Genomic DNA, 19326 nt, shown 5'->3' with positions numbered 1-19326 from the left:
TGGGATCCGCGGGGTGAATGGCCGTGGGAGACTCGGTGGGTGGCGACGTGGCGGGATGTCGAGCGAATCGCTGGGGGTTTGGCCGGTGCGCGGCCGGGGCGTGCGCATGAAGGTTCGCCGACGGTCGACGTCGGGCGGCATCCGTTCGCCAGATTGCGGTGGGACGACGCAGGGCGGGAGATCTTGCAGTACTGGAGTCTCGACCTCGATTCGGAGGACGCCCTCGCCGACCGCCGCGACGTGTTCTTCGCCGTGTACAGGTTCAAGGTCAAGGTGTCGATCTGGGCCTGGCTCGATCGGCTGGACGAGGACGAGCTGACCGAGATCCTGACCGACTCGTGGTTGGCCCGGCGCGGCGTCCGGGCCTGACGGCAGGTCAAATCCGCCGCCCATCTGCTGGTGCGGGTGCTCCGAATGCCCACGGGCGCTCGATGTGCCTGACAGCAGAGGGAGGAACAGTCATGAGTGACGCAACACGCCGGGGTTTCCTGGTGGTAGCGGGCGCGGGTACGGCGGCCGCGGTCGGGGCGGTCGCGGTGCCGAAGGTCTTCGGCGATCGGTCGACGGAGGCCTCGAACCAGCCGCTGACGGCGGCGGACCTGGGGAATGCGGAGTCGTTCGTGGTCCACGTGAAAGACGTGCGCACGGGCCGGATGGCGATCCTGGTCGGCGAACGCGAGGTGCCGGTGACGGACCGCGAGCTCGCCGCGCGGATCGCCGGCCTGACCACCCCCTGACCATCGCCTGACTCTCGCCAGAATTCCAGTGGAGGAACCCCGTCATGTCTTCGCACCGCGAGGCGCCCGAGATCTCGAAGGACCCGGTCGCCGACAACACCGATGTCTACGCTTTCGTCAGTCCTGACAAGCCGGACACCGTGACCTTGATCGCCAACTTCATCCCGTTCCAGAACCCGTACGGCGGCCCGAACTTCTACGAGTTCGGTGACGACGTGCTCTACCAGATCCACATCTCGAACAGCGGTTCCGGCAAGGCCGACATCTCGTACCAGTTCCGGTTCCGGGCCGAGATCCGCAACAAGAAGACCTTCCTGTACAACACCGGCCCGATCACCTCGATCAAGGACCCGGCGTGGAACCGGCCGCAGTACTACTCGGTCACCCGGGTGGAGCACGGCCGGTCCCGGGTGCTGGCCCGCAACCTGGCCGCGCCGCCGGTCAACGTCGGGATCCGCAGTACGCCGGACTACGCCAAGCTCGCCCGCCAGGCGATCCACACCATCGGCACGAACCGCAAGGTGTTCGCCGGCCAGCGCGCGGACGGGTTCTTCGCCGACCTCGGCAGCATCTTCGACCTCGGTACGTTGCGCCCGTTCCAGATGGCGCACCTGATCCCGTCCGCCGCGGCGATGGGCGTCAACGGCCTGCAGGGCTCCAACGTGCACACGATCGCGCTGCAGGTCCCGATCCGCGACCTGACCCGCGACGGCAAGCGGCCGACCGACGTGATGGACCCACAGTCGGTCATCGGCGTCTACGCTTCGGCGAGCCGCCGGTCGTCCAAGATCCTTGACGACGCACGCGGGATCCCGGTCTGGCACGGCCCGCACAAGCAGGTGTCGCGGCTGGGCAACCCGTTGTTCAACGAGGTCATCGTGCCGATGGCCGACAAGGACAAGTGGAACGTGCTGCCCCCGAGCGGCGACAAGCGGTTCGCGGCGTACGTGACGAAGCCCGAGCTGGCCGGGTTGCTGCCGGTCCTGTACCCGGGCGTGTTCCCGAACCTCGCGGCGTACAAGAAACCGCGGGCCGACCTGGCGGCGATCCTGCTGACCGGGATCCCGAAAGGCGTCGTCCCCGGTTTCCAGAACTACACCGGCCCGGTCCAGGCGGACCTGTTGCGGCTCAACGTCGCCGTACCGCCGTCGAAGTCGCCGAACCCGCTCGGCCTGGTGGCCGGCGACGCGGCCGGGTTCCCGAACGGCCGCCGGGTGTTCGACGACGTGGTCACTGTCGAGCTGCGGGCGGTCGCCGGGCTCACGATTCCGCTGGTGGATCCGTCGTTCAAGCCCGACGATGCGACGGCCGCGATCACGGACGGTACGTCGAACACGAACGCCGACTACCTGACCTGGTTCCCGTACCTGGGCACGCCGGCCGGCGGGTACCAGTCCAAGCCCGGAAGGCCGGCCGCATGAGCGAGAATCCGCATGCAGGCAAGGGATCGTCGGTGCTGCTGGACATCGGCGGTGACGTCGGGGCGCTCGTCATCGAGATGCCGGCCGCGCTCGAGGGTGAGGAGATCGAGCTACGCGGACTGCACCAGCATGTCGCCGTGGTTCCGCGGTCGGTGCCGGACGGGCAAGTCATTCATTCGGCGGTGTTCTTCGAAGTACCTCGGGGCAGCTACGAGCTCTACGTCCGCCCGTCGGGACCGGTGCAGTTGACCGTCGACGTCACCGGTGGGGCAGTCACCTACGCGAAGTGGTCAGGGCCAGAGGGTTAGGAGGACTTTGCCGGAGAGGTCGGAGTTGGCGGCGGTGGTGAACGCGTCGACCGCTTGGCTCGCCGGGTACTCGTGGGTGATGACCTGGTCGAGCGCGGGATTCGTGGTGAGGAGTCGGATCGCCTCGTCGATCTCGTTGTTGAAGCGCAAGGTGCCGCGCAGTTGGAGTTCGCGGGAGACCAGGGGAGCGAGGTTCACGCCGCGCGGCTCGTCGGCGGGGATGCCGACGAGTACGACGGTGCCCGCCCGGCGGGTCGCGGCGAGCGCGGCACTGAGCGCGGCCGGTACGGCGGTGCACTCGAGGACGACGTCGAAGTACCCCGCTGGGATCTCGTCCTTGCCGACCTGGAGCGTACCGTGCACCCCGAGCTCCCGGGCCCGCCGCAGCGGGCCCGGGAGTACGTCGGTCGTCACCACCTCGGCCGCACCCGCGGACAGCGCGGCCGACGCCGTGAGCAGGCCGATCGCACCCGAGCCGGAGACGAGCACCCGCTTGTCCTTCACGCCGTCGGCGATAGCGATGGCATGCAGGGCGACGGCCAGCGGCTCGGCCAGGGCAGCACGGCGAAGAGGCAGCGACTCCGGCAACGTTCGCACCATGTGTTTGGCGACGACAACGAATTCGCTCATGCCGCCCTGGGTGTGCGGCCAGGTGGAGGCGCTACCCAGGTAGGCGCCGTTCGGCCACAGGTGCGGGCGGTCCTCGATCCCCGGCTCCGGCGTCCCGAAGGTGGCTGGGTGGATCGTGACCGGCGTACCGGGTGCCAGCTCGCCGGACGGGTCGAGGTCGACGGTGCCCGACAGTTCATGACCGGGCACCAGCGGTTCGCGGACGACGTACGCGCCGTTCGCGCCCTCGTGGTAGTAGTGCAGGTCGGACCCGCAGATCCCGCCGTACGCCATCCGGAGGCGAACCTGGCCGGCCTGTGGCTCCGGGGTCGGCAGCTCGGTCTCGACGAGGTCGAGCTTGCTCCGGATGACGATCGCCTTCATGGTTCTCCTTCAGGCCGTGGCGGTGGCGGTGGCAGTTGCGGTCGCGGGCAAAGGTGCGCGGTCGGTGGCGTTCTCCGGCGCGAGCAGGTCGCGGTCCCGGGTCTCCGGCGCGAACAGCGCGGCGCCGAAGGTGATCGCCATCGCGACGGTCATGTAGATCGCGACCGGCACCCAGGAGCCGAACGCGTTCATCAGCGCGACCGCGATGAGTGGTGCGAAGCCGCCACCGAGTACGGCGGCGAACTCGCGGCCGAGCGTGACACCGGCGTACCGGTACCGGCTGCCGAACAGCTCCGGGAAGTAGCTCATCGTCACCGCCACGCCGCCCTGACAGGCGAACACGAAGCCGACGATCATGGCCAGGTAGATGACCGTGAGATTTCCGGTGCTCAGGGCAACGAACGTCGGGAACGGCAGGAGCAGCAGCAACCCGGCGATGCCGAGGAACACGGACCGCCGTCCGAACAGGTCGGACAGGTAGCCGAGGACGACCGCGCCGAGTCCTCCGAAGATCGCTCCCACCAGCAGGATCTCCGGCACGGTCTGCGCGTCGATCTTCACGGTTCCCTTGAGATAGGAGGCCATGAACACCTGGTACGTGTACGACTGCACGCTCAGTCCGACGGTCATCAAGGTAACCAGGGCAACGGCCTTCTTGCCGTTCCGGAACACCTCACGCACCGGAGCGGCTGCGGCGGTGCGCTCGGCCTTGATCTCCGCGAACACCGGCGTCTCCTTGAGCTTCCGCCGCAGGATGTACGCCGCGATCGTAACGAACGCACTGCTCAGGAACACCACCCGCCAGCCCCACGACATCAACTGGTCGTCCGGGAGCAGCTGCACCAACGCCCACGCCCCGGCGCCGAGCGCCGTACCGGCCGCTGCTCCGGTCATGATCAGGGCCGCCAGCCGTCCGCGCTTGCCGCGTACAGCCGTCTCGGTCAGTAGAGTGGCGCCGCCGGACTGCTCGGCGCCGGCGCCGAAGCCCTGCAGGAACCGGCTCAGGACGAGCAGGATCGGCGCCCAGACGCCCACGGACTCGTACGTCGGCAGTACGCCGATCGCCATCGTCGCGACGCCCATCAGGGTCAACGTGGCCACCAGGATCCACTTGCGCCCGAGGCGATCGCCGTACCGCGAGAAGAAGAACCCGCCGAGCGGCCGGGCGCAGAAGCCGACCGCGTAGGCGCTGAAGCTGGCGAGCAGCCCGGCCGTCGCGGAGATGTTGGGGAAGAACAGATGACTGAAGACCAGCGCTGACGCGGTCCCGTAGATGACGAAGTCGTACTGCTCGAGAGCGGTGCCGATCAGGCCGGCGAGCGCGGCCCGGCGGACCTCCTGCCGAGACGGCTCGGGGGTCGAGGGGTTGGGTTCCATGGCGGATTCCTTCGGGGTCTCAGGCCGCGGGCGAGGCGTGCGGCCGGGACGGTCGGGAGCGCGCGGCCTCACGGGCCGCGGCGCGGACGCCGTCACGGGTGATGACGGCGACGTAGTCGCTGACGCGCCGGGCAAAGTCATTGCTCTCGGCAAGTTCCGTGGCGAACACCTGGCCGATCGCCGACCGGACCAGGTCCTCGGTACTGCGGGACTGCGCCGCGAGCGCCCCGAGCCGCTCGCGGGCAGGGTCGACCATGGCCCGCGCGTGCGGACCGGGATCGAACCCGTGCAGGGGTACGACGCAACACAGCCAGGCGGCGCACGTCAACGCGAGATGCTCCGGCATCACGCCCTGACGTAGGAGCTCGAGCGCCGGCGAAGGGACGCGCTGCGGCAGCTTGACGGATCCGTCGCTACCGACCTGCTGGGTCCGGTGACCGAGCGCGTCGTTGGACCACCGCTCGAACAGCGAGGCGATGTACGCGTCGACGTCGAAGTCACGCGGCAGCGTGACCGTGGGCAGGTACTCGTCCTCGAGGGCGGCCCGGGCAGCAGACTCGATGAAGCCGGTGGCGCGCGCCTCAGGGATGGTCGCGTGCCCATCGAGCGCACCGAGGTACGCGATCAGTGAGTGTGTGCCGTTCAGCAGCCGAAGCTTCAGTAGTTCGTACGCCTCGACCTCGTCGGAGAACACCGCGCCGCCGCGTTCCCACGCCGGTCGCCCGGCGGCGAAGCGATCCTCCATCACCCACATCGTGAACGGCTCGGCCGGCACAGGGCTGAGGTCGTGCACGCCCAGCAGTTCGTACGCCGCCGCACGGTAGGCATCCGTGGTCGCGGGGACGATGCGGTCGACCATGGAGTTCGGGAAGGCGACGTTCTCCGCGACCCAGTTCTCGGCCTTACTGCCTTGCAGGAACTCGAGCACCAAACGACGGGTCTGGGTTCCGTTCGCCTGCATGTTGTCGCAGTTCAGGACGGTGATCGGAGCGCCGTGCGTCGCGGCCCGGCGTTCCAGGGCGCGCGCGATCTGCCCGATGACAGTGCGTGGTGTCGCGCCGGAGAGGTCCGCCACGATGCCGGGATGATCCAGCGCGAGCCGATGCGTACTCGGGTCCATGCAGTAGCCGTGCTCGGTCACCGTCATCGAGACGATGCGAGTGTCCTCGGCCGCGATGGCGTCGACCACCGCAGTGGGGTTGCTCGCGGCAACGATCGCGCCGGTGTGAACACCCGGGACGCTGATGGACGAGCCCTCGGGCGACAACTCCAGCACGGAGTACAGACCGCCCTGCGCGTTCATCGCCTCGGCAACCTCGGTCGAGCGGCTCGCGACGCCGAGGATGCCCCAGCCGTCGTCGGCCTGCGCGGTGTAGACGGCTTGATGGGCCCGATGGAAGTTACCGAGGCCGAGATGCACGATGCCGGTGCCGGTCGGCCGGGCGGTCAGCAGGTGCCGGGAAACCGAGGCGCGGTTCAAGGCGCTCACCAGTCGGTCACTGAACCGTCGAGGCGGCGCGCAACGGGCAGATACGCGGGTTCGTACGGGAACTTCGCGGCCAGCGCCTCGTCGACCTCGACGCCGAGGCCGGGTGCTTCGCCCGGGTGCAGGTAGCCGTCGCTGAACGACCAGGCGTGCGGGAACACCTCGTGCGCAAGGGCGTCGTACCCCATGTACTCCTGGATGCCGAAGTTGTACGTCGACAACCCGAGGTGGACGCTCGCGCCGAACGAGACCGGCGAGACATCGGACGGCCCATGCGGCGCCGCCTTCACCTGGTACACGGAGGCGAGCGCGAAGATCGAGCGTAGGTGGCTGATCCCGCCGGCATGCGCGACCGCGACCCGGATGTAGTCGATCAGCTGCCCGGTGATGAGGTCCTTGCAGTCATAGATCGAGTTGAAGACCTCGCCGATCGCGAGTGGAGTGGTGGTGTGCTGCCGGACCAGACGCAGCGCTTCCTGGTTCTCCGCCGGGGTGACGTCCTCGAGCCAGAACAGGTCCGCGGGTTCGAGCGCCTTGCCGAGTCGCGCGGCCTGCTGCGGCGTGAGTCGGTGATGCGCGTCGTGCAGCAGTGCTAATTCCGGGCCGACGTGCTCCCTCACCTTTGCCAGCACGCCAGGCACGTGGCGCAAGTAGGCGTCCGTGTCCCACGACTCGACCACCGGTGCAGCACCACGCTTCGCCGGCTCGTACCCGGCGGCCTCGCGATGAACGCCGTACACGGTCTCCAGCCCTGGTACGCCGGACTGCGCGCGGACCGCCCGGAATCCGTCCTCGCGGCGTGCGTCGACCTCGTCGAGCAGTGCGGGCAGCTCCCAGGCCGAGGCGTGCGTGTAGGCGAGGACGCGGTCGCGGACCGCGCCGCCGAGCAGTTGGTAGACGGGCATCCCGGCGGCCTTGCCCTTGATGTCCCAGAGGGCGAGGTCGACCGCGCTGATCGCGGCCATCGTGATCGGGCCGCGGCGCCAGTACGCCCCGCGATACAGGTACTGCCAGGTGTCCTCGATCCGCGCCGGGTCGAGGCCGGTGAGCAACGGTACGACGTGGTCGCGCAGGTAGCTCGCGACGGCGAGCTCACGGCCGTTGACGGTGGCGTCGCCGTACCCGACGAGGCCGTCCGCGGTCTGCAGTTTGAGGGTGACGTAGTTGCGGCCGGGGCTGGTGATGATGACCTCGGCGGCGACGATGCTGGTCATGAGGATGCTCTCAGAGTCGGACGACATTGCGCAGCTCGTTGCCCTCGGCAAGGGCGGTGAGGTTGGCGGCGATGTCGTGGATGCGGCCGCGGTAGGTCTGCTGGGTGATCCCGGACAGGTGCGGGGTGAGCAGCACGTTGTCCAGTTCCCCGAACGGTGCTTCGGCCGGTTGGGCGTGGTCCCCGTTGGACGGGTACGAGTACCAGACGTCGAGGGCGGCGCCGCGGATCGTGCGGTTGCGCAGAGCGTCGTACAAGGGCTGCTCCTGGACGAGCGGGCCGCGGGCGACGTTGACGAGTACGCCGTCTGCGCCGAGTTTGCTCAGCTCGGCGGCGCCGACGATGCCGCGGGTGGCCTCGGTCAGCGGAGCGGACACGACGAGGACGTTCGACTCGTCGAGTAGGCGTGGGAGTTGGGAGGTGTCACCGGCCCAACTCAGGCCATCGGCCTTTCCGCTCGCGGTCACGGCTTGGGCTTGTGCGCCGAAGGACTGGAGCACTCGCCAGGTGGCTCGGCCGATGTGGCCGAAGCCGAGGAAGCCGACCTTCGCGCTCGACAGCGTCTCGGGTTGCGGGAGTGCCGCGTCGTACACGGGCGAGCGCCACCGGTTCTGGCGGAGGGCGGCGTCGGCTTGGGGAAGCTCGCGGCGCAGGGCGATCAGGGCCCAGACGATGTACTCGGCGATCGAGTCCTCGTGGTGATAGGTGTTCGCGACCGGTACGCCAGTCGCCTGGACGCGATCGGTGCCGGCTCCGGCCACCTGCACGAGCCGGAGGCCGGGCGCGGCGTCCGCCATTTCCTGGGTGAACGCCGGACCCACCAGGACGTCGGCGGTCTTCAACGCATCGAGGAGATTGTCGGGAAGCCAGATCAGTTCGGTTTGAGGCACCAGGGCCTCGAGCTCATAGCGCAAGGGCAGCAGGTTGGGGTCAGTGACGACGACTCTCATGCGTCGCTCCGTTCGCGGCGCGCGGGGGTCCATCCGGCGACCGGGCCGGTGCTCTGACGGACGACGAGCTGGGTCGGCAGTGTGACGGTGCGCGGCTCGGCCGGAGTCTCTGCGGTCAGTTGCTGGTGGAGCATGTCGATGCTCATCACGCCGGCCCGCGACATCGGGACCTGGATGCTGGTCAGCGTGGGGCGGCCGACCTCCGCGAGCGGGGTGTCGTCGATGCCGATGACGCTCAGCTCGGCCGGTACCTCGACACCGAGCGCGGCCGCGCCGGCGATGATGCCCAGTGCCATCAGGTCGTTGTGGGCGATCACCGCCGTGGCGCCAGAGGCGACGACGCTAGCTGCTGCGGCCTGGCCGCCGGCCACCGTCTCCGCCTGCCAGCCGAGGACTTCCAGCTCGATATCGGTCTGGTCGGCCAGTTGCCGAATCGCTTCCACCCGGGTCTGGTTCGACCAGGACAGCGGCGACCCTTGGGCGTAGGCGACATGCTCGTGACCGAGGACGCGCAGATACTCCAGCGCCTGACGCAGACCGTCGGCGGCGTCCGGTACGACGCTGCTCGTCTCGTCGCTCGTCCGGTTCACCAGGACGAGCGGGGTGTCGCCGCACAGTTCGACGATGTCGTGCGCTGGCAGCCGGGGCGAGCAGACGACGAACCCGTCGACCCGCTCGTGCAGTTCGCCGATGATCTCCCGCTCGCGGTCCGGGCTGCCGTCGGTGTCGGTCAGCACGACGGTCTGGCGGCGGTTCCAACCGTGCGCCTGGGCGGCCTTGACGAAGCTCGCCCAGACCGGGTTGCCGATGTCCGGGACGATCATCGCGACGGTCGCCGAGCGGGTCGGGAGCCCCGACCGGGAGCGGCGGCCGGCCGAGGCGACGTACCCGATCTCCTCCGCGGCGCCGATGATCCGGCGCAGGGTGTCGCGGCCGATCCGGTCCGGGTCGCTGAACGCCCGGGACGCGGTCGACAACGACACACCTGCGCGCTGCGCGACGTCGGTCAGGGTGGGATTCACGGCTCGCTCCAGAGGTTGCGCCAAGGTTTCGCCAAGATTGCGGCAAGTTGCGCAACTCTGTCAAGAGCTCGGTTTGGTCAGCTGTCCAGGAGCTGGACCTCCGCGAGGTTGGTGAAGCCGCCGTGCGTGTCGGCGATCCGGATCATCGGGTACGACGCCTGCGTGGCCAGCGGGAACGCGTACCACTGGTTGCCGTCGGTGATGCCGTTGATCGTGGTCAGCGTGGTCCAGGTGGTACCGCCGTCGCTCGAGCCCTGGACGAGGTCGCCGTTGGCTCGTGCGGGGAAGTTGCTGCGCGGACGGACCCGGACGGCGTCGAACGTGAGGTTCGTGCCGGCCGGGGGAGTGACGGAGACCCATCCGTTGCCGGAGGTGGTGTCGGTGAAGGTGTTGAGGTCCCCGTCGAACATCCGCCAGCCGTTGGCCTCGGGGGTGCCGACGCCGGGGAAGGCCGGACTGGAGGCGACCACCCAGCCTTGCTGGACTTCCACAGTCCGGACGCGGGTGTTCCAGAGTTCGAGCGCGGTGCCGTCGGTGGTGGCGATGATCGTCGCCCCGGGCTGGCCGCTCGCAGTCGTGTAGTCGACGGTGAAGCGCAACGGGCGACCGTAGCCGACGTCGTCGGGCAGCTTGATCGTCGCAGTCCAGTGCAGGCCGTCCTGGCTCGTGACCTGAGCCTCGCTCCCTTCGATCGAGGCGTCGACCTGGCTCAGCGGTTCGCTGGCGGTCATCGTCAGCGTGACGGTGTCGCCGTTCTGCGCGCGTTTCGGGTCGCTGCCGTCGGAGGCGATCGACACCGAGTTGATCGCCGTACTCATCTCCATCCGCTGTCCGTAGATGCGGAACTCACTGAAGCTCGACAGGCCCGGGTACGCCGGATCCGTGGGTACGCCGGGATGGTCGACCTGGATCTTGAGGAACCGGAAGCTGTCGCCGAGGACGTCGTCGCGGACCGGGATCCGCTCGAGTGCGAAGCCTTCGTCGGAGGTGTCCGTGGTCTCGCGGGACGTGAGCAGGGTCCACGCCCGGCCGTCGTTCGACCCGTACACGTTCGCGCCCTGGGTGCGGTTGCCGAAGTTGTACCGCGCCTGCAGCCCGAACGCGTCGGCCGTGACCCGGAAGCCGGCGCCGACGTCGATGATCGCCGGAGCGGTCAGGTCACCGGAGGTGGTGTTGAAGTCCCCGTCGAGCATGTTGCCCAGGGCAACCTGAGACAGCGACGCCGAGGTCGCGCGACCCCAGTAGTCGAACGAGCCGTCGTCCGGCATCGTCGGTGTCAGCTTCTCGAGCCGGGCGACCGCGGCCTGCAGCGCGACGAGATCCGCGGCGAAGGTCGCCGGGTCGGCGGTCGCGAGATCTGCTTCAGCAGCCGCTTTCGCCGCGTCGACGGCGGAGCGTGAGGCTCGGACGTACGTCGTACCGGCGTCGTAGCCCGCGAGCGCCGCGGTCACGGCGTCCTGACGGGTCGCGCTGACGGTCAACCGCACCCTGAGTACGGCGTCTGTGGCCGCGTCGGATGCGACGACGAAGGTGTTGTGGTCACCGACCTGGCTTGCTGTCGGCTGCCAGGTCAGGACACCGGTTGCCTGGTCGAGCGATGCGCCTGCGGGGAAGTTGGTTCCGGAGGCGTACGACAGCTGGTCGGAGTCGGCTGCCGAGAGCGTTGTGGACAAGGGTTCGCCGGCGATCGCGAGCAGTCTGACGTCCGAGCCCTGTGCGAACTGCGGCGGCGTGAGCTGGGTCTTCGCCTGGAGGTTGATCGCGTCGATGTCGACGCTGACCTCGACCGATCCGACGACCGTGTAGTAGGCGAGAGACTCGCCGCCGGCACTGCCGCGGAGTTTGCTCGTGTCCATGTCGTAGGTGACGTACCGCCAGGCGCCGTGCGTGTTCGGAAGCGTCAGCGTTTGGTACGGCGCGAGCCCTTGCTCCTTCCTGATCTGCAAGGTCGCCGTGCCGTTCGTGCGGATCAGTACGCCGACCGGGCTGTAGCCGTTGCGGTTGTCGTACAGCAACGTCCGCACGGCGATCGTCGTACCAGCGGACCGAGCCCGCATCCGGACGAACCCGCTGTCCACCGACGTACCAGGAGTGACGGGAGTGGTTCTCGTCTCCGCCTGCACGAGGGCGTTGCGCTGGACCGGAGGCGCCGATCCGGCGACGGAGGCGGGGAAGGATAGCCAGGAATCCGGGTTGAAGTCCGGATTGCTGTTCCAGAAGTTGTACGCCGACGTTCCCCAGTAGAACTGCGCGCCGGAGTCTTGGGTCGTGGCGACTGCGGTGATGCTCGGAGCGATCGCGGCCATGGCCGAGCCGAGCCGCTGCTTGTAGATGGTGTAGAGCTCGTTGGTCGGGTCGAAGATCCGCCCGCGGTACGCCTGGGACAGCACGCCGCCGCGCTGGGTCGTGTCGATCCACGGGATCGTCTTGCCCATCATGAACGCGAAGAACTGTTCGGAGCCACGCAGCAGCCGATCGCCGCCGAAGGCGTACACCGAGACCGCGTCCGGCCGTGTCGACACGGTGCCGCGCACCGGGTCCAGTTTGGTTCCCTGGATGTCGATGACGCGGGCGAGCTGGGTCAGCATCGTGACGTCGTCCCAGGCGTGGGCCTGGTCGCGTCCCATCTCCTGCAACTGGACGAACGTCTTGCCGTACGGGTTCCGCGGATCGTTCTTCGCGATCACCGGCATGACCTTGCTGAGCGCGCCGTTGGTGTCGTCGTCAGGGTTGGTGGAGTTCACCGAGAACCACTCGACCGCCTCGCGGTAGCGCGGGAGGTTGTCGGTGAAGACGTAGCCCGCGATCGCGCCGATGAGCGAGTAGCTGTGCTGATTCATGAAGTTGCGATTGCGGTACAGGAACGTCTGCGTGAGCGGCACCACCAGGTTGCCGGTGAGATCCGCAGTATCGCTGTCGTTCCAGCCGAGGTCGTAGCCGTCCTCGGCCGGTTCCGTGACGGTCGAATAGCGCACGATCTCGGCGGCCGCGAGCATCCGCATCAGCGGCGCTCCGCTGTGGATGTGCGCGTCGGGGTAGTAGACGTAGGCAGTGGGATCCATGTGGGCCCAGATCCGGATCAGCTTGAGGCTGTTCTCGCGGTAGACCGGATCACCGGTGATGAAGTAGAGGATCGACTGCGTGTAGGCCCGGAACGCGTCGTCGATGAACCTCGCCTGGATGCCCTGGGAGTTGAAGGCGCTGCTGGCCGGCCGGTCGACGACGGTGCCCTGGTTCTTGGAGCTGAAGGTCCGGGAGGCGTACGTCGTCGCGTTCATCGCGGCGTAGTACGACGCCCACGGCTCGACCCCGGCGCGGACCTGCTTGCGAGCGAGTTCGAGGGACGATGCGCTCACGGCGAGTCCCGGATGGACGAAGCCGGCGCCCGACGTAACCCGGGTCAGCGTCGGCAGCGGGTCGGCCTCGGCCGACGCGGGCGTGGCCGCGACCGGGACGACTCCGACGACTGCGAGGAGCGCGGCCAGTAGGGCGGTCAGAACGATCGATCTCAGAACAGCCATCAGGACACTCTCCAGTGTGGTGGCAGCCGCCTGTGCTTATGAAAGGCGGGGAGCGGTCGGAGCCTCGCATCGCGCCTCGGTGGCCGTGAAGCGGGTGACCACCTCCGAAAATTTTGATCCCCTGATAGTTAACGTTTTCTATGCCAGCCTGACGGCATGTCTCCCGTACCCGAAAAACTGCCGGCGCTCGTCGCCATGTCCCCCGAGCACTGGCCGCTGCTGTTCCCGGCGGACGTCCGCCGGCGTCTGGCGCAGTTCGCGCTCGTCGATCCGGCCGATCCCGTCGACCGGTTCGACGATCCGTACGTCGTGGATCGCCTGGCCGAGGTCGAAGTTCTGATCACCGGCTGGGGATGCCCGGTCATCGACCGCCGGCTTCTCGAGTCGGCCCCGAAGCTGCGAGCGGTGCTGCACGCCGCCGGGAGCGTGAAGGGTCACCTGAGCCGCGAGGTCTGGGAGCGCGGCATCGTCGTCTCGTCGGCGGCAGCAGCGAACGGCGTACCGGTCGCGGAGTTCACGCTCGGCGCGATCCTGCTGGCCGGTAAGGGCGCCTTCGATCTGCGGGAGCGCTATCGCCGCGAGGGGACCTTCGAGCTCGGCTACATCCACCCGGACGTCGGGAACAACGGTCGTACCGTCGGACTGATCGGCGCCTCGCGGATCGGCCGGCAGGTGCTCGATCTGCTGCGGCCGTTCGGGTTCCGGGTCCAGGTGTACGACCCGTACGCCGGGAATCTCGACGTACCGACCGTCGATCTGGGGACGCTGCTGAGTACGAGCGACATCGTCAGTGTGCATGCCCCGTTGACCGCGGAAACCCATCATCTGCTGGGGCGATCGGAGCTTGCAATGCTCCGGGACGGTGCGACGCTGATCAACACGGCGCGCGGGCAACTGATCGACACCGACGCGTTGACGGCGGAACTGGTCTCCGGGCGAATCGCTGCGGTGCTGGACGTCACAGAGCCCGAACCGCTGCCATCCGGATCGCCGCTGTACCGGCTGCCGAACGTGTTCCTCACGCCCCATGTCGCCGGCTCCCACGGCAACGAACTCGGACGTCTCGGCCTGTGCGTCGCGGACGAACTGGGGCGGTTCGCGGTCGGTGAGCCGCTCCGCTTCGGGGTCGGCGTCACCGACCTGGATCGTGCCGCCTGATCGGAAAAGGCAACGATTGCCACGCCTTGACACGTCTGAACGCCAGCGCTACCTTCACGGCAGATGGAAAGCGCTTTCTAGATCTGGTGCTGAAGGAGCTCCTCCCATGAGTACTCGAACCCCCGTGCGCTCCAGCCTCTGGCTGGGGTTGCTGGCGGTCCCCGCAGTCGCGTTCTTCCTGGTGTTCAGCTACGCGCCGATGGCCGGCCTGGTGGTGGCGTTCAAGGAGTTCGACATCAGCAAGGGCCTCTTCGGCAGCCCGTGGAACGGCCTGGACAACTTCCGCTACTTCTTCGCCTCCGGCGACGCGCAGCGGATCCTGGTCAACACCATCGTGCTGAACGTGCTGTTCCTGGCCGCGACGCTCGCCGCCGGCGTGACGCTGGCGATCATGCTGAACGAGATCCGCGGCCGCTTCTTCAAGCGAGCGGCCCAGTCGACGATCTTCTTCCCGTACTTCGTCTCGCCGGTCGTCATCGCGATCATGCTGCAGGTCCTGCTGTCCGGGCCGGCGGGAGACGGAGGCGTCGTCAACGACGCGCTGGCCGGCTTCGGGCTGCCGACCGTCAGCTGGTACACGGAGCCGGGACCGTGGCCGTGGATCCTGACCTTCGTCAAGATCTGGCAGATGGGCGGCTACATGAGCGTCATCTTCCTGGCCGCGATCACCTCGATCCCGGAGGACGTCTACGAGGCGGGCCAGATCGACGGTGCGAGCCGGGCGCAGATGGCGCTCCGGATCACCCTGCCGCTGCTGAAGCCGACGGCCGCGGTCCTGCTGGTGCTCGGCGTCGGCCGGATCTTCTACGGGGACTTCGGCACGATCTACGCGATCGTCGGCGACAACGGCACGCTCTTCCCGACGACCGACGTGATCGACACCTACGTGTTCCGGTCCCTGCGCCAGATCGGTGACTTCGGCACCACCGCCGCGATCGGTCTGTTCCAGTCGGTGGTCGGCTTCGTCCTGGTGTCGACCGCGGTGCTGATCCAGCGCCGGTACTCGAAGGAGACGAGTCTGCTGTGACCACCATGACCTCGAGCCTGGCCAAGGCCGCCGGCCGGACCACAGCCAAGCGGCGCTCCGGTCGGTGGGAACCGTTCACCGTCGTCAGCGTCATCGGCGTCGCGCTGTTCATGCTGGTCTGCCTGATTCCGTTCTGGGTGATCCTGTCCGGCTCGTTCACCGACGAGCAGACCCTGGCAGGCAAGGGCTACAGCTTCATCCCGCAACCGTTCTCGACCGCGGCGTACAAACTGATCTTCACCGGGCCGACGCTGGTCAGCGCGTACGTCGCCAGCGTCGTCATCACTGTCGTCGGTACGGTGCTGGCGCTGAGCATCACGTCCGGGCTGAGCTGGGTGATCGCGCGGCGACTGCCCTATGTCAGCCGGCCGTTGGCGATCTTCGCCTACATCCCGATGCTGTTCGCCGGCGGACTCGTCCCGCTGTACCTGCTGGTCACGCAGTACCTCAAGCTGCAGAACAGCTACCTCGCGGTGATCCTGCCGTTGCTGGTGGCGCCTTTCCTGGTCTTCATCCAGGTCTCGGCGTTCCGCCAGTTGCCGGAGGAGATCCTCGACTCGGCCCGGGTCGACGGCGCGGGGGAGATGCAGATCTTCTTCCGGATCGGACTGCCGTTGTCCAAGCCGATCCTCGCCGTCGTCGGCCTGTTCTACGCGGTCCACTACTGGAACGAGTGGTTCACCGCACTGCTGTTCATCTCGGACGTCCACAAGTACCCGCTCCCGCTGCTGTTGCAGAACCTGATCTCGAACGTCACGTTCTCGCAGATGCTGCCGACAGCAGCAGCTCAGTCGACGCCGGTCTACCAGCTCCGGCTCGCGCTCACGGTCGTCACCATCGGCCCGATCCTGCTCGCGTACCCGTTCGCGCAGCGCTACTTCGTCAAAGGCATCACCTTGGGAGCCACCAAAGGCTGACGGTCTCCCACCACAACATCTGGAACATCTGGAGGCATTGTGCCCGCCACATCTCCCGCCGGCCTCAGCAGGCGCGGCTTCCTGGCCGCCGGCGGCGGCCTGTCACTCGCAGCCATGCTCGGACTGAGCGGCTGCGGAGACTCGTCGTCACCGAGCTCCGGCCAGGCCGCAGACACACTCGCCCTGCTGCTGCCCGGTGACGCACCGACCGGCTGGGACGCGATTCTTGCCAAGGTCAACGAGAAGCTCAAGAAGGACCTGGGCTTCACCATCGCTCCGCAGTTCGTCGCCTGGTCCAACTACCAGCAGCAGTCGCTGCTCAAGTTCACCGCCGGCGAGAACTTCGACACCGCGCTGCAGGCCCGCTGGCTGAACATGATCCAGCTGGTCGCCAGCAAGTCGCTGGTTCCCGTCGACGGTCTGATCAGCAAGTACCCGAACCTGAGCAAGACCCTGGACCCGCAGTTGCTCGAGCAGAACAAGTGGGCCGGCAAGCTGTACGGGATTCCGCAGGTGAACTCCGCCGCACGGTTCCACCACTTCACGGTCCGCCAGGACCTGGCCGACAAGCTCGGTGCCGGGGAGCTCTCGACGTTCGACCAGTTGGAGAAGTTCTGGTACGACGTCAAGCAGAAGGAGAAGCTCACCCCGATCGGGATCTCGTCGAACATGCCGGATCTCCTGGTGGCCTTCGCGCCGGTCGGCTGGCTGAACCAGCACGACTGGGAGAACCCGCACGTCAGTGTGCAGACCTTCAGCGGCGGTTCGCTCCCGTTCTACCTGGCGCAGGACGGGAAGAGCACCGGATCCGCGAAGCCGATCCCGTTCTGGGAAGCTCCGGGCGTCGTCGACGCGCTGCACAAGGTCCGCAAGTACTACCTCGACGGCATCATCAACAAGGACGCGCTGAACGTGGACTCGAGCACGATCAAGTCCCAGTTCGAGTCCGGACGCATCGCGACCCGGTGGGCGATGACGGACGGGCTGTCCTCGCAGTCGCTCACGCCGCTGCGGAAGGCCGTACCGACCGCGCAGATCGCCAACGTGGTCCCGCTGCGCGGTGGCAAGGACGCCAAGCCGAACCAGACGTTCCAGGCCGACAACTTCGTCGTACTCAACGTCAAGGGCCGCAGTAACGAGCGGGCGATGCAGCTGGAGGACTGGGTCTCGATCAAGGAGAACCACGACCTGCTCAGCTACGGCGTCGAGGGCACGGACTGGAAGCCGGTCGGCGCGGACAAGTTCCAGCAGCTGTCGCAGTACAGCTTCCCCGGGTTCGCGTTGTGCTGGCGGCAGAAGCTCGAGCTCAAGATCAAGGACATCACGCCGACCGAGGAGGCGTGGTTCGACTGGGCGCAGAAGTACGACAACTTCACGCTGGACCCGTACGCGTCGTTCGTGCCGGACGTGACGCCGGTGAAGCGTCAAGACAGCCAGGTCAACGCAGCGATGACGCAGTACGGCAATCCGTTGTGGATCGGGGCGGTCGACGTCGACAAGGGTCTCGACAACCTCAAGAAGGCGGTGGACAAGGCCGGTCTCTCCGAGCTGCAGGCGGAGATGGAGAAGCAGGCGAACGCGTACCTCAAGGGCCAGTGAGGCTGTCCTCGATGTCCGCCCCACGGAGGAAGCTCGCGGTGGTCGCGCGCGAGGCCGGTGTGTCGATCTCGACCGTCTCGAAGGTCTTGCGCGCCTACCCCGATGTCGCGCCGGCCACCAGGACCCGGGTACGAGAGGTACTGCGTCGCGCCGGGTATCCACTGGACTCCGATACCTCAGGAAACCGTCGCGACGAGTCCGAACTGGTCGACGTGGTGGTCGCCAGTCAGAGCAGCGGCTGGGCCGGTGACGTACTCGCCGGCCTTGCCGACGCCGCCCGCGAACCAGGGCTGGCTCTCGTCGTCACGACAGTGAACGGGCGAGAGCCAGTACCCCGGCTATGGCTGGAGCGACTCTTTGCCCGCGGCACACGCGGCGTCATCGGCCTCGACGTCGAGTTCACCGACACCCAACGGGCCTACCTCGCCGCGTACGACATCCCCTGCATTGAGGTCGATCACCTCTCGTCGCCCTCGGACGTGCTGGCAGCAGTGGTCGTGCCATCTATGGTCAGCCGCGTCGGCTGACTGAGTTGCGGACGACGACGTGGGTGGTGAAGAGGCGGTGGGCTCCAGTCCAGTCGGGTTGCTGGTGCTGGGAGTCCAGTGCGACCTTCGCCGCCGCTCGTCCTAGTTCCTCGTAGGGGACGTGGACCGACGTGAGTCGGGGGCGGAGGTCTTGGGCCAGTTCGACGTCGTCGTAGCCGACCACCGAGAGGTCCTCGGGCACTCTCAGGTCGAACTCGGCGGCAGCGGCGTACACGCCCGCGGCCACGACGTCGGTGGCCGCAAAGACCGCGGTGAAGTCCTGTCCGGCGGCCAGCCGGTTCTTCGTCAGCTGGTAGCCGGAGGCCCGGGTGAAGACGCCGTGCTCGACCAGCTCCGGCGCATCCGGTACGCCGAAGTCGTGCAGGGCCCGTCGATGTCCGGCCAACCGCTGCATGCTGGTGCTCTGACGCTCGGGACCGGCAAGGAAAAGGGTCCGGCGATGCCCCTGCGACAACAGGTGGCTGGTCATCGCGTAGGCGCCCTGCTCGTTGTCGTACTCGATCACGGCGGTCGGTACGTCGTCGCCCAGCGGAGGTCGTCCACACAACACCAGCAGGGAACCGGCGGAGTGCAGTGAGCGGGCCAGGTCGGTCATCTTCGCGCGGTAGTCGGCGGCTTCGTTGGTGACACCACCGATCAGGATCACCGCGCCGGCGCGCTGCTCGCGCATCAGTCGCACGAGGGCGAGCTCCCGCTCCGAGTCGCCCTGGGTGGTGCCGATCAGGCTGAGCCATCCACGGCGTGACGCCTCCTGCTCGACGCCGTGCGCCGCGTCCGCGAACGACTGGCCGCGTACGTCGGCCAGGATGAACGCGATCGTCTTCGTCTGCACACCGGCCAAGGCCCGGGCGTGGGTGTTCGCGGAGTAGTTGAGCTCGCGGATCGATCGCAGAACGCGCTGATTCGCCGATCGGGAGACCGGGTAGTTGCCGGCCAGGACGCGGGAGACCGTCGCGGGCGACACCCCGGCGTGCGCGGCGACGTCGGCCAGGGTGGGCGAGCTCGAAGACTTGCGCCTACCGGACCCCGGCGTACTGCTGTTTGCCATG

17 protein-coding genes are annotated in these 19326 nt (G+C 67.8%); 9 read left to right on the top strand and 8 right to left on the bottom strand.

The window, feature by feature from the left end; all coding sequences use genetic code 11:
* Positions 1–39 precede the first annotated feature (39 nt).
* The 4 genes from ACLJOO_RS34200 (at position 40) to ACLJOO_RS34185 (ending at position 2466) form a co-directional block, all read left to right on the top strand.
* Positions 40–369, top strand: a complete 330-nt coding sequence (locus tag ACLJOO_RS34200) for a hypothetical protein (RefSeq protein ID WP_410791798.1) — start codon at positions 40–42, stop codon at positions 367–369.
* A 92-nt stretch (positions 370–461) separates the two neighbouring features.
* A complete protein-coding gene (locus ACLJOO_RS34195) occupies positions 462–737 on the top strand; it encodes a twin-arginine translocation signal domain-containing protein (RefSeq protein WP_410791797.1) in 276 nt (91 codons plus the stop codon).
* A gap of 44 nt (positions 738–781) precedes the next feature.
* Positions 782–2158, top strand: coding sequence for a DUF4331 domain-containing protein (locus ACLJOO_RS34190; protein ID WP_410791796.1), 1377 nt, complete (start codon positions 782–784; stop codon positions 2156–2158).
* Positions 2155–2466 (top strand): hypothetical protein, encoded by a 312-nt coding sequence (locus ACLJOO_RS34185; protein WP_410791795.1) that lies wholly within the window; start codon positions 2155–2157, stop codon positions 2464–2466. The genes ACLJOO_RS34190 and ACLJOO_RS34185 overlap by 4 nt, the downstream gene beginning before the upstream one ends.
* On the opposite strand, the gene ACLJOO_RS34180 is transcribed toward ACLJOO_RS34185, so the two are convergent.
* From ACLJOO_RS34180 to ACLJOO_RS34150, 7 genes are all read right to left on the bottom strand, one after another.
* Positions 2449–3459 carry a zinc-binding dehydrogenase gene (locus tag ACLJOO_RS34180; RefSeq protein WP_410791794.1) on the bottom strand — a complete coding sequence of 337 codons (1011 nt, stop codon included), beginning with the start codon at positions 3457–3459 and terminating at the stop codon, positions 2449–2451. The genes ACLJOO_RS34185 and ACLJOO_RS34180 overlap by 18 nt on opposite strands.
* Positions 3460–3468: 9 nt before the next feature.
* Positions 3469–4836 carry an MFS transporter gene (locus ACLJOO_RS34175; protein WP_410791793.1) on the bottom strand — a complete coding sequence of 456 codons (1368 nt, stop codon included), beginning with the start codon at positions 4834–4836 and terminating at the stop codon, positions 3469–3471.
* Between the two features lie 19 nt (positions 4837–4855).
* On the bottom strand, positions 4856–6325 hold the full coding sequence (locus ACLJOO_RS34170; protein ID WP_410791792.1) for a mannitol dehydrogenase family protein: 1470 nt from the start codon (positions 6323–6325) through the stop codon (positions 4856–4858).
* A complete protein-coding gene (gene manD / locus ACLJOO_RS34165) occupies positions 6322–7563 on the bottom strand; it encodes a D-mannonate dehydratase ManD (protein ID WP_410791791.1) in 1242 nt (413 codons plus the stop codon). Before manD ends, ACLJOO_RS34170 begins: the two co-directional genes overlap by 4 nt.
* On the bottom strand, positions 7547–8485 hold the full coding sequence (locus ACLJOO_RS34160) for a 2-hydroxyacid dehydrogenase (RefSeq protein WP_410791790.1): 939 nt from the start codon (positions 8483–8485) through the stop codon (positions 7547–7549). The genes manD and ACLJOO_RS34160 overlap by 17 nt, the downstream gene beginning before the upstream one ends.
* A complete protein-coding gene (locus ACLJOO_RS34155; RefSeq protein WP_410791789.1) occupies positions 8482–9507 on the bottom strand; it encodes a LacI family DNA-binding transcriptional regulator in 1026 nt (341 codons plus the stop codon). The genes ACLJOO_RS34160 and ACLJOO_RS34155 overlap by 4 nt, the downstream gene beginning before the upstream one ends.
* A 77-nt stretch (positions 9508–9584) precedes the next feature.
* Positions 9585–13028, bottom strand: a complete 3444-nt coding sequence (locus ACLJOO_RS34150; RefSeq protein WP_410791788.1) for a putative Ig domain-containing protein — start codon at positions 13026–13028, stop codon at positions 9585–9587.
* A 156-nt stretch (positions 13029–13184) separates the two neighbouring features.
* On the opposite strand from ACLJOO_RS34150, the gene ACLJOO_RS34145 reads away from it, so the two are divergent.
* The 5 genes from ACLJOO_RS34145 to ACLJOO_RS34125 all read left to right on the top strand — a co-directional run bounded on the left by ACLJOO_RS34145 (position 13185) and on the right by ACLJOO_RS34125 (position 18256).
* A complete protein-coding gene (locus tag ACLJOO_RS34145) occupies positions 13185–14186 on the top strand; it encodes a hydroxyacid dehydrogenase (RefSeq protein WP_410791787.1) in 1002 nt (333 codons plus the stop codon).
* A 106-nt stretch (positions 14187–14292) separates the two neighbouring features.
* Complete coding sequence (locus ACLJOO_RS34140) at positions 14293–15213, top strand: ABC transporter permease (protein ID WP_410791786.1); 921 nt, start codon at positions 14293–14295, stop codon at positions 15211–15213.
* 5 nt (positions 15214–15218) lie between these two features.
* Positions 15219–16130, top strand: coding sequence for a carbohydrate ABC transporter permease (locus tag ACLJOO_RS34135; protein ID WP_410791892.1), 912 nt, complete (start codon positions 15219–15221; stop codon positions 16128–16130).
* 39 nt (positions 16131–16169) lie between these two features.
* Entirely contained in the window at positions 16170–17729 is a 1560-nt protein-coding gene (locus tag ACLJOO_RS34130; protein WP_410791785.1) for a DUF3502 domain-containing protein, read from the top strand.
* An 11-nt stretch (positions 17730–17740) separates the two neighbouring features.
* Positions 17741–18256, top strand: coding sequence for a LacI family DNA-binding transcriptional regulator (locus ACLJOO_RS34125; protein ID WP_410791784.1), 516 nt, complete (start codon positions 17741–17743; stop codon positions 18254–18256).
* Here ACLJOO_RS34125 and ACLJOO_RS34120 read toward each other — a convergent pair.
* Positions 18240–19325: a LacI family DNA-binding transcriptional regulator gene (locus ACLJOO_RS34120; protein ID WP_410791783.1), complete on the bottom strand. Its 1086-nt coding sequence runs from the start codon at positions 19323–19325 to the stop codon at positions 18240–18242. The two genes, ACLJOO_RS34125 and ACLJOO_RS34120, sit on opposite strands and share 17 nt — an antisense overlap.
* Between the last annotated feature and the right edge of the window lies 1 nt (position 19326).

The organism is Kribbella sp. C-35, assembly GCF_046549195.1.
Classification (GTDB): Bacteria; Actinomycetota; Actinomycetes; order Propionibacteriales; family Kribbellaceae; genus Kribbella.
The sequence above is the reverse complement of the archived record's forward strand: the minus strand, read 5'-3'. Positions and strand labels throughout refer to the sequence as shown.

Coding starts and splice junctions, on each gene's coding strand:
- ACLJOO_RS34195 (WP_410791797.1), top strand. CDS start 462: ATGAGTGACGCAACACGCCGGGGTTTCCTGGTGGTAGCGGGCGCGGGT.
- ACLJOO_RS34190 (WP_410791796.1), top strand. CDS start 782: ATGTCTTCGCACCGCGAGGCGCCCGAGATCTCGAAGGACCCGGTCGCC.
- ACLJOO_RS34185 (WP_410791795.1), top strand. CDS start 2,155: ATGAGCGAGAATCCGCATGCAGGCAAGGGATCGTCGGTGCTGCTGGAC.
- ACLJOO_RS34180 (WP_410791794.1), bottom strand. CDS start 3,459: ATGAAGGCGATCGTCATCCGGAGCAAGCTCGACCTCGTCGAGACCGAG.
- ACLJOO_RS34175 (WP_410791793.1), bottom strand. CDS start 4,836: ATGGAACCCAACCCCTCGACCCCCGAGCCGTCTCGGCAGGAGGTCCGC.
- manD (WP_410791791.1), bottom strand. CDS start 7,563: ATGTCGTCCGACTCTGAGAGCATCCTCATGACCAGCATCGTCGCCGCC.
- ACLJOO_RS34160 (WP_410791790.1), bottom strand. CDS start 8,485: ATGAGAGTCGTCGTCACTGACCCCAACCTGCTGCCCTTGCGCTATGAG.
- ACLJOO_RS34150 (WP_410791788.1), bottom strand. CDS start 13,028: ATGGCTGTTCTGAGATCGATCGTTCTGACCGCCCTACTGGCCGCGCTC.
- ACLJOO_RS34145 (WP_410791787.1), top strand. CDS start 13,185: ATGTCTCCCGTACCCGAAAAACTGCCGGCGCTCGTCGCCATGTCCCCC.
- ACLJOO_RS34140 (WP_410791786.1), top strand. CDS start 14,293: ATGAGTACTCGAACCCCCGTGCGCTCCAGCCTCTGGCTGGGGTTGCTG.
- ACLJOO_RS34135 (WP_410791892.1), top strand. CDS start 15,219: ATGACCTCGAGCCTGGCCAAGGCCGCCGGCCGGACCACAGCCAAGCGG.
- ACLJOO_RS34125 (WP_410791784.1), top strand. CDS start 17,741: ATGTCCGCCCCACGGAGGAAGCTCGCGGTGGTCGCGCGCGAGGCCGGT.
- ACLJOO_RS34120 (WP_410791783.1), bottom strand. CDS start 19,325: ATGGCAAACAGCAGTACGCCGGGGTCCGGTAGGCGCAAGTCTTCGAGC.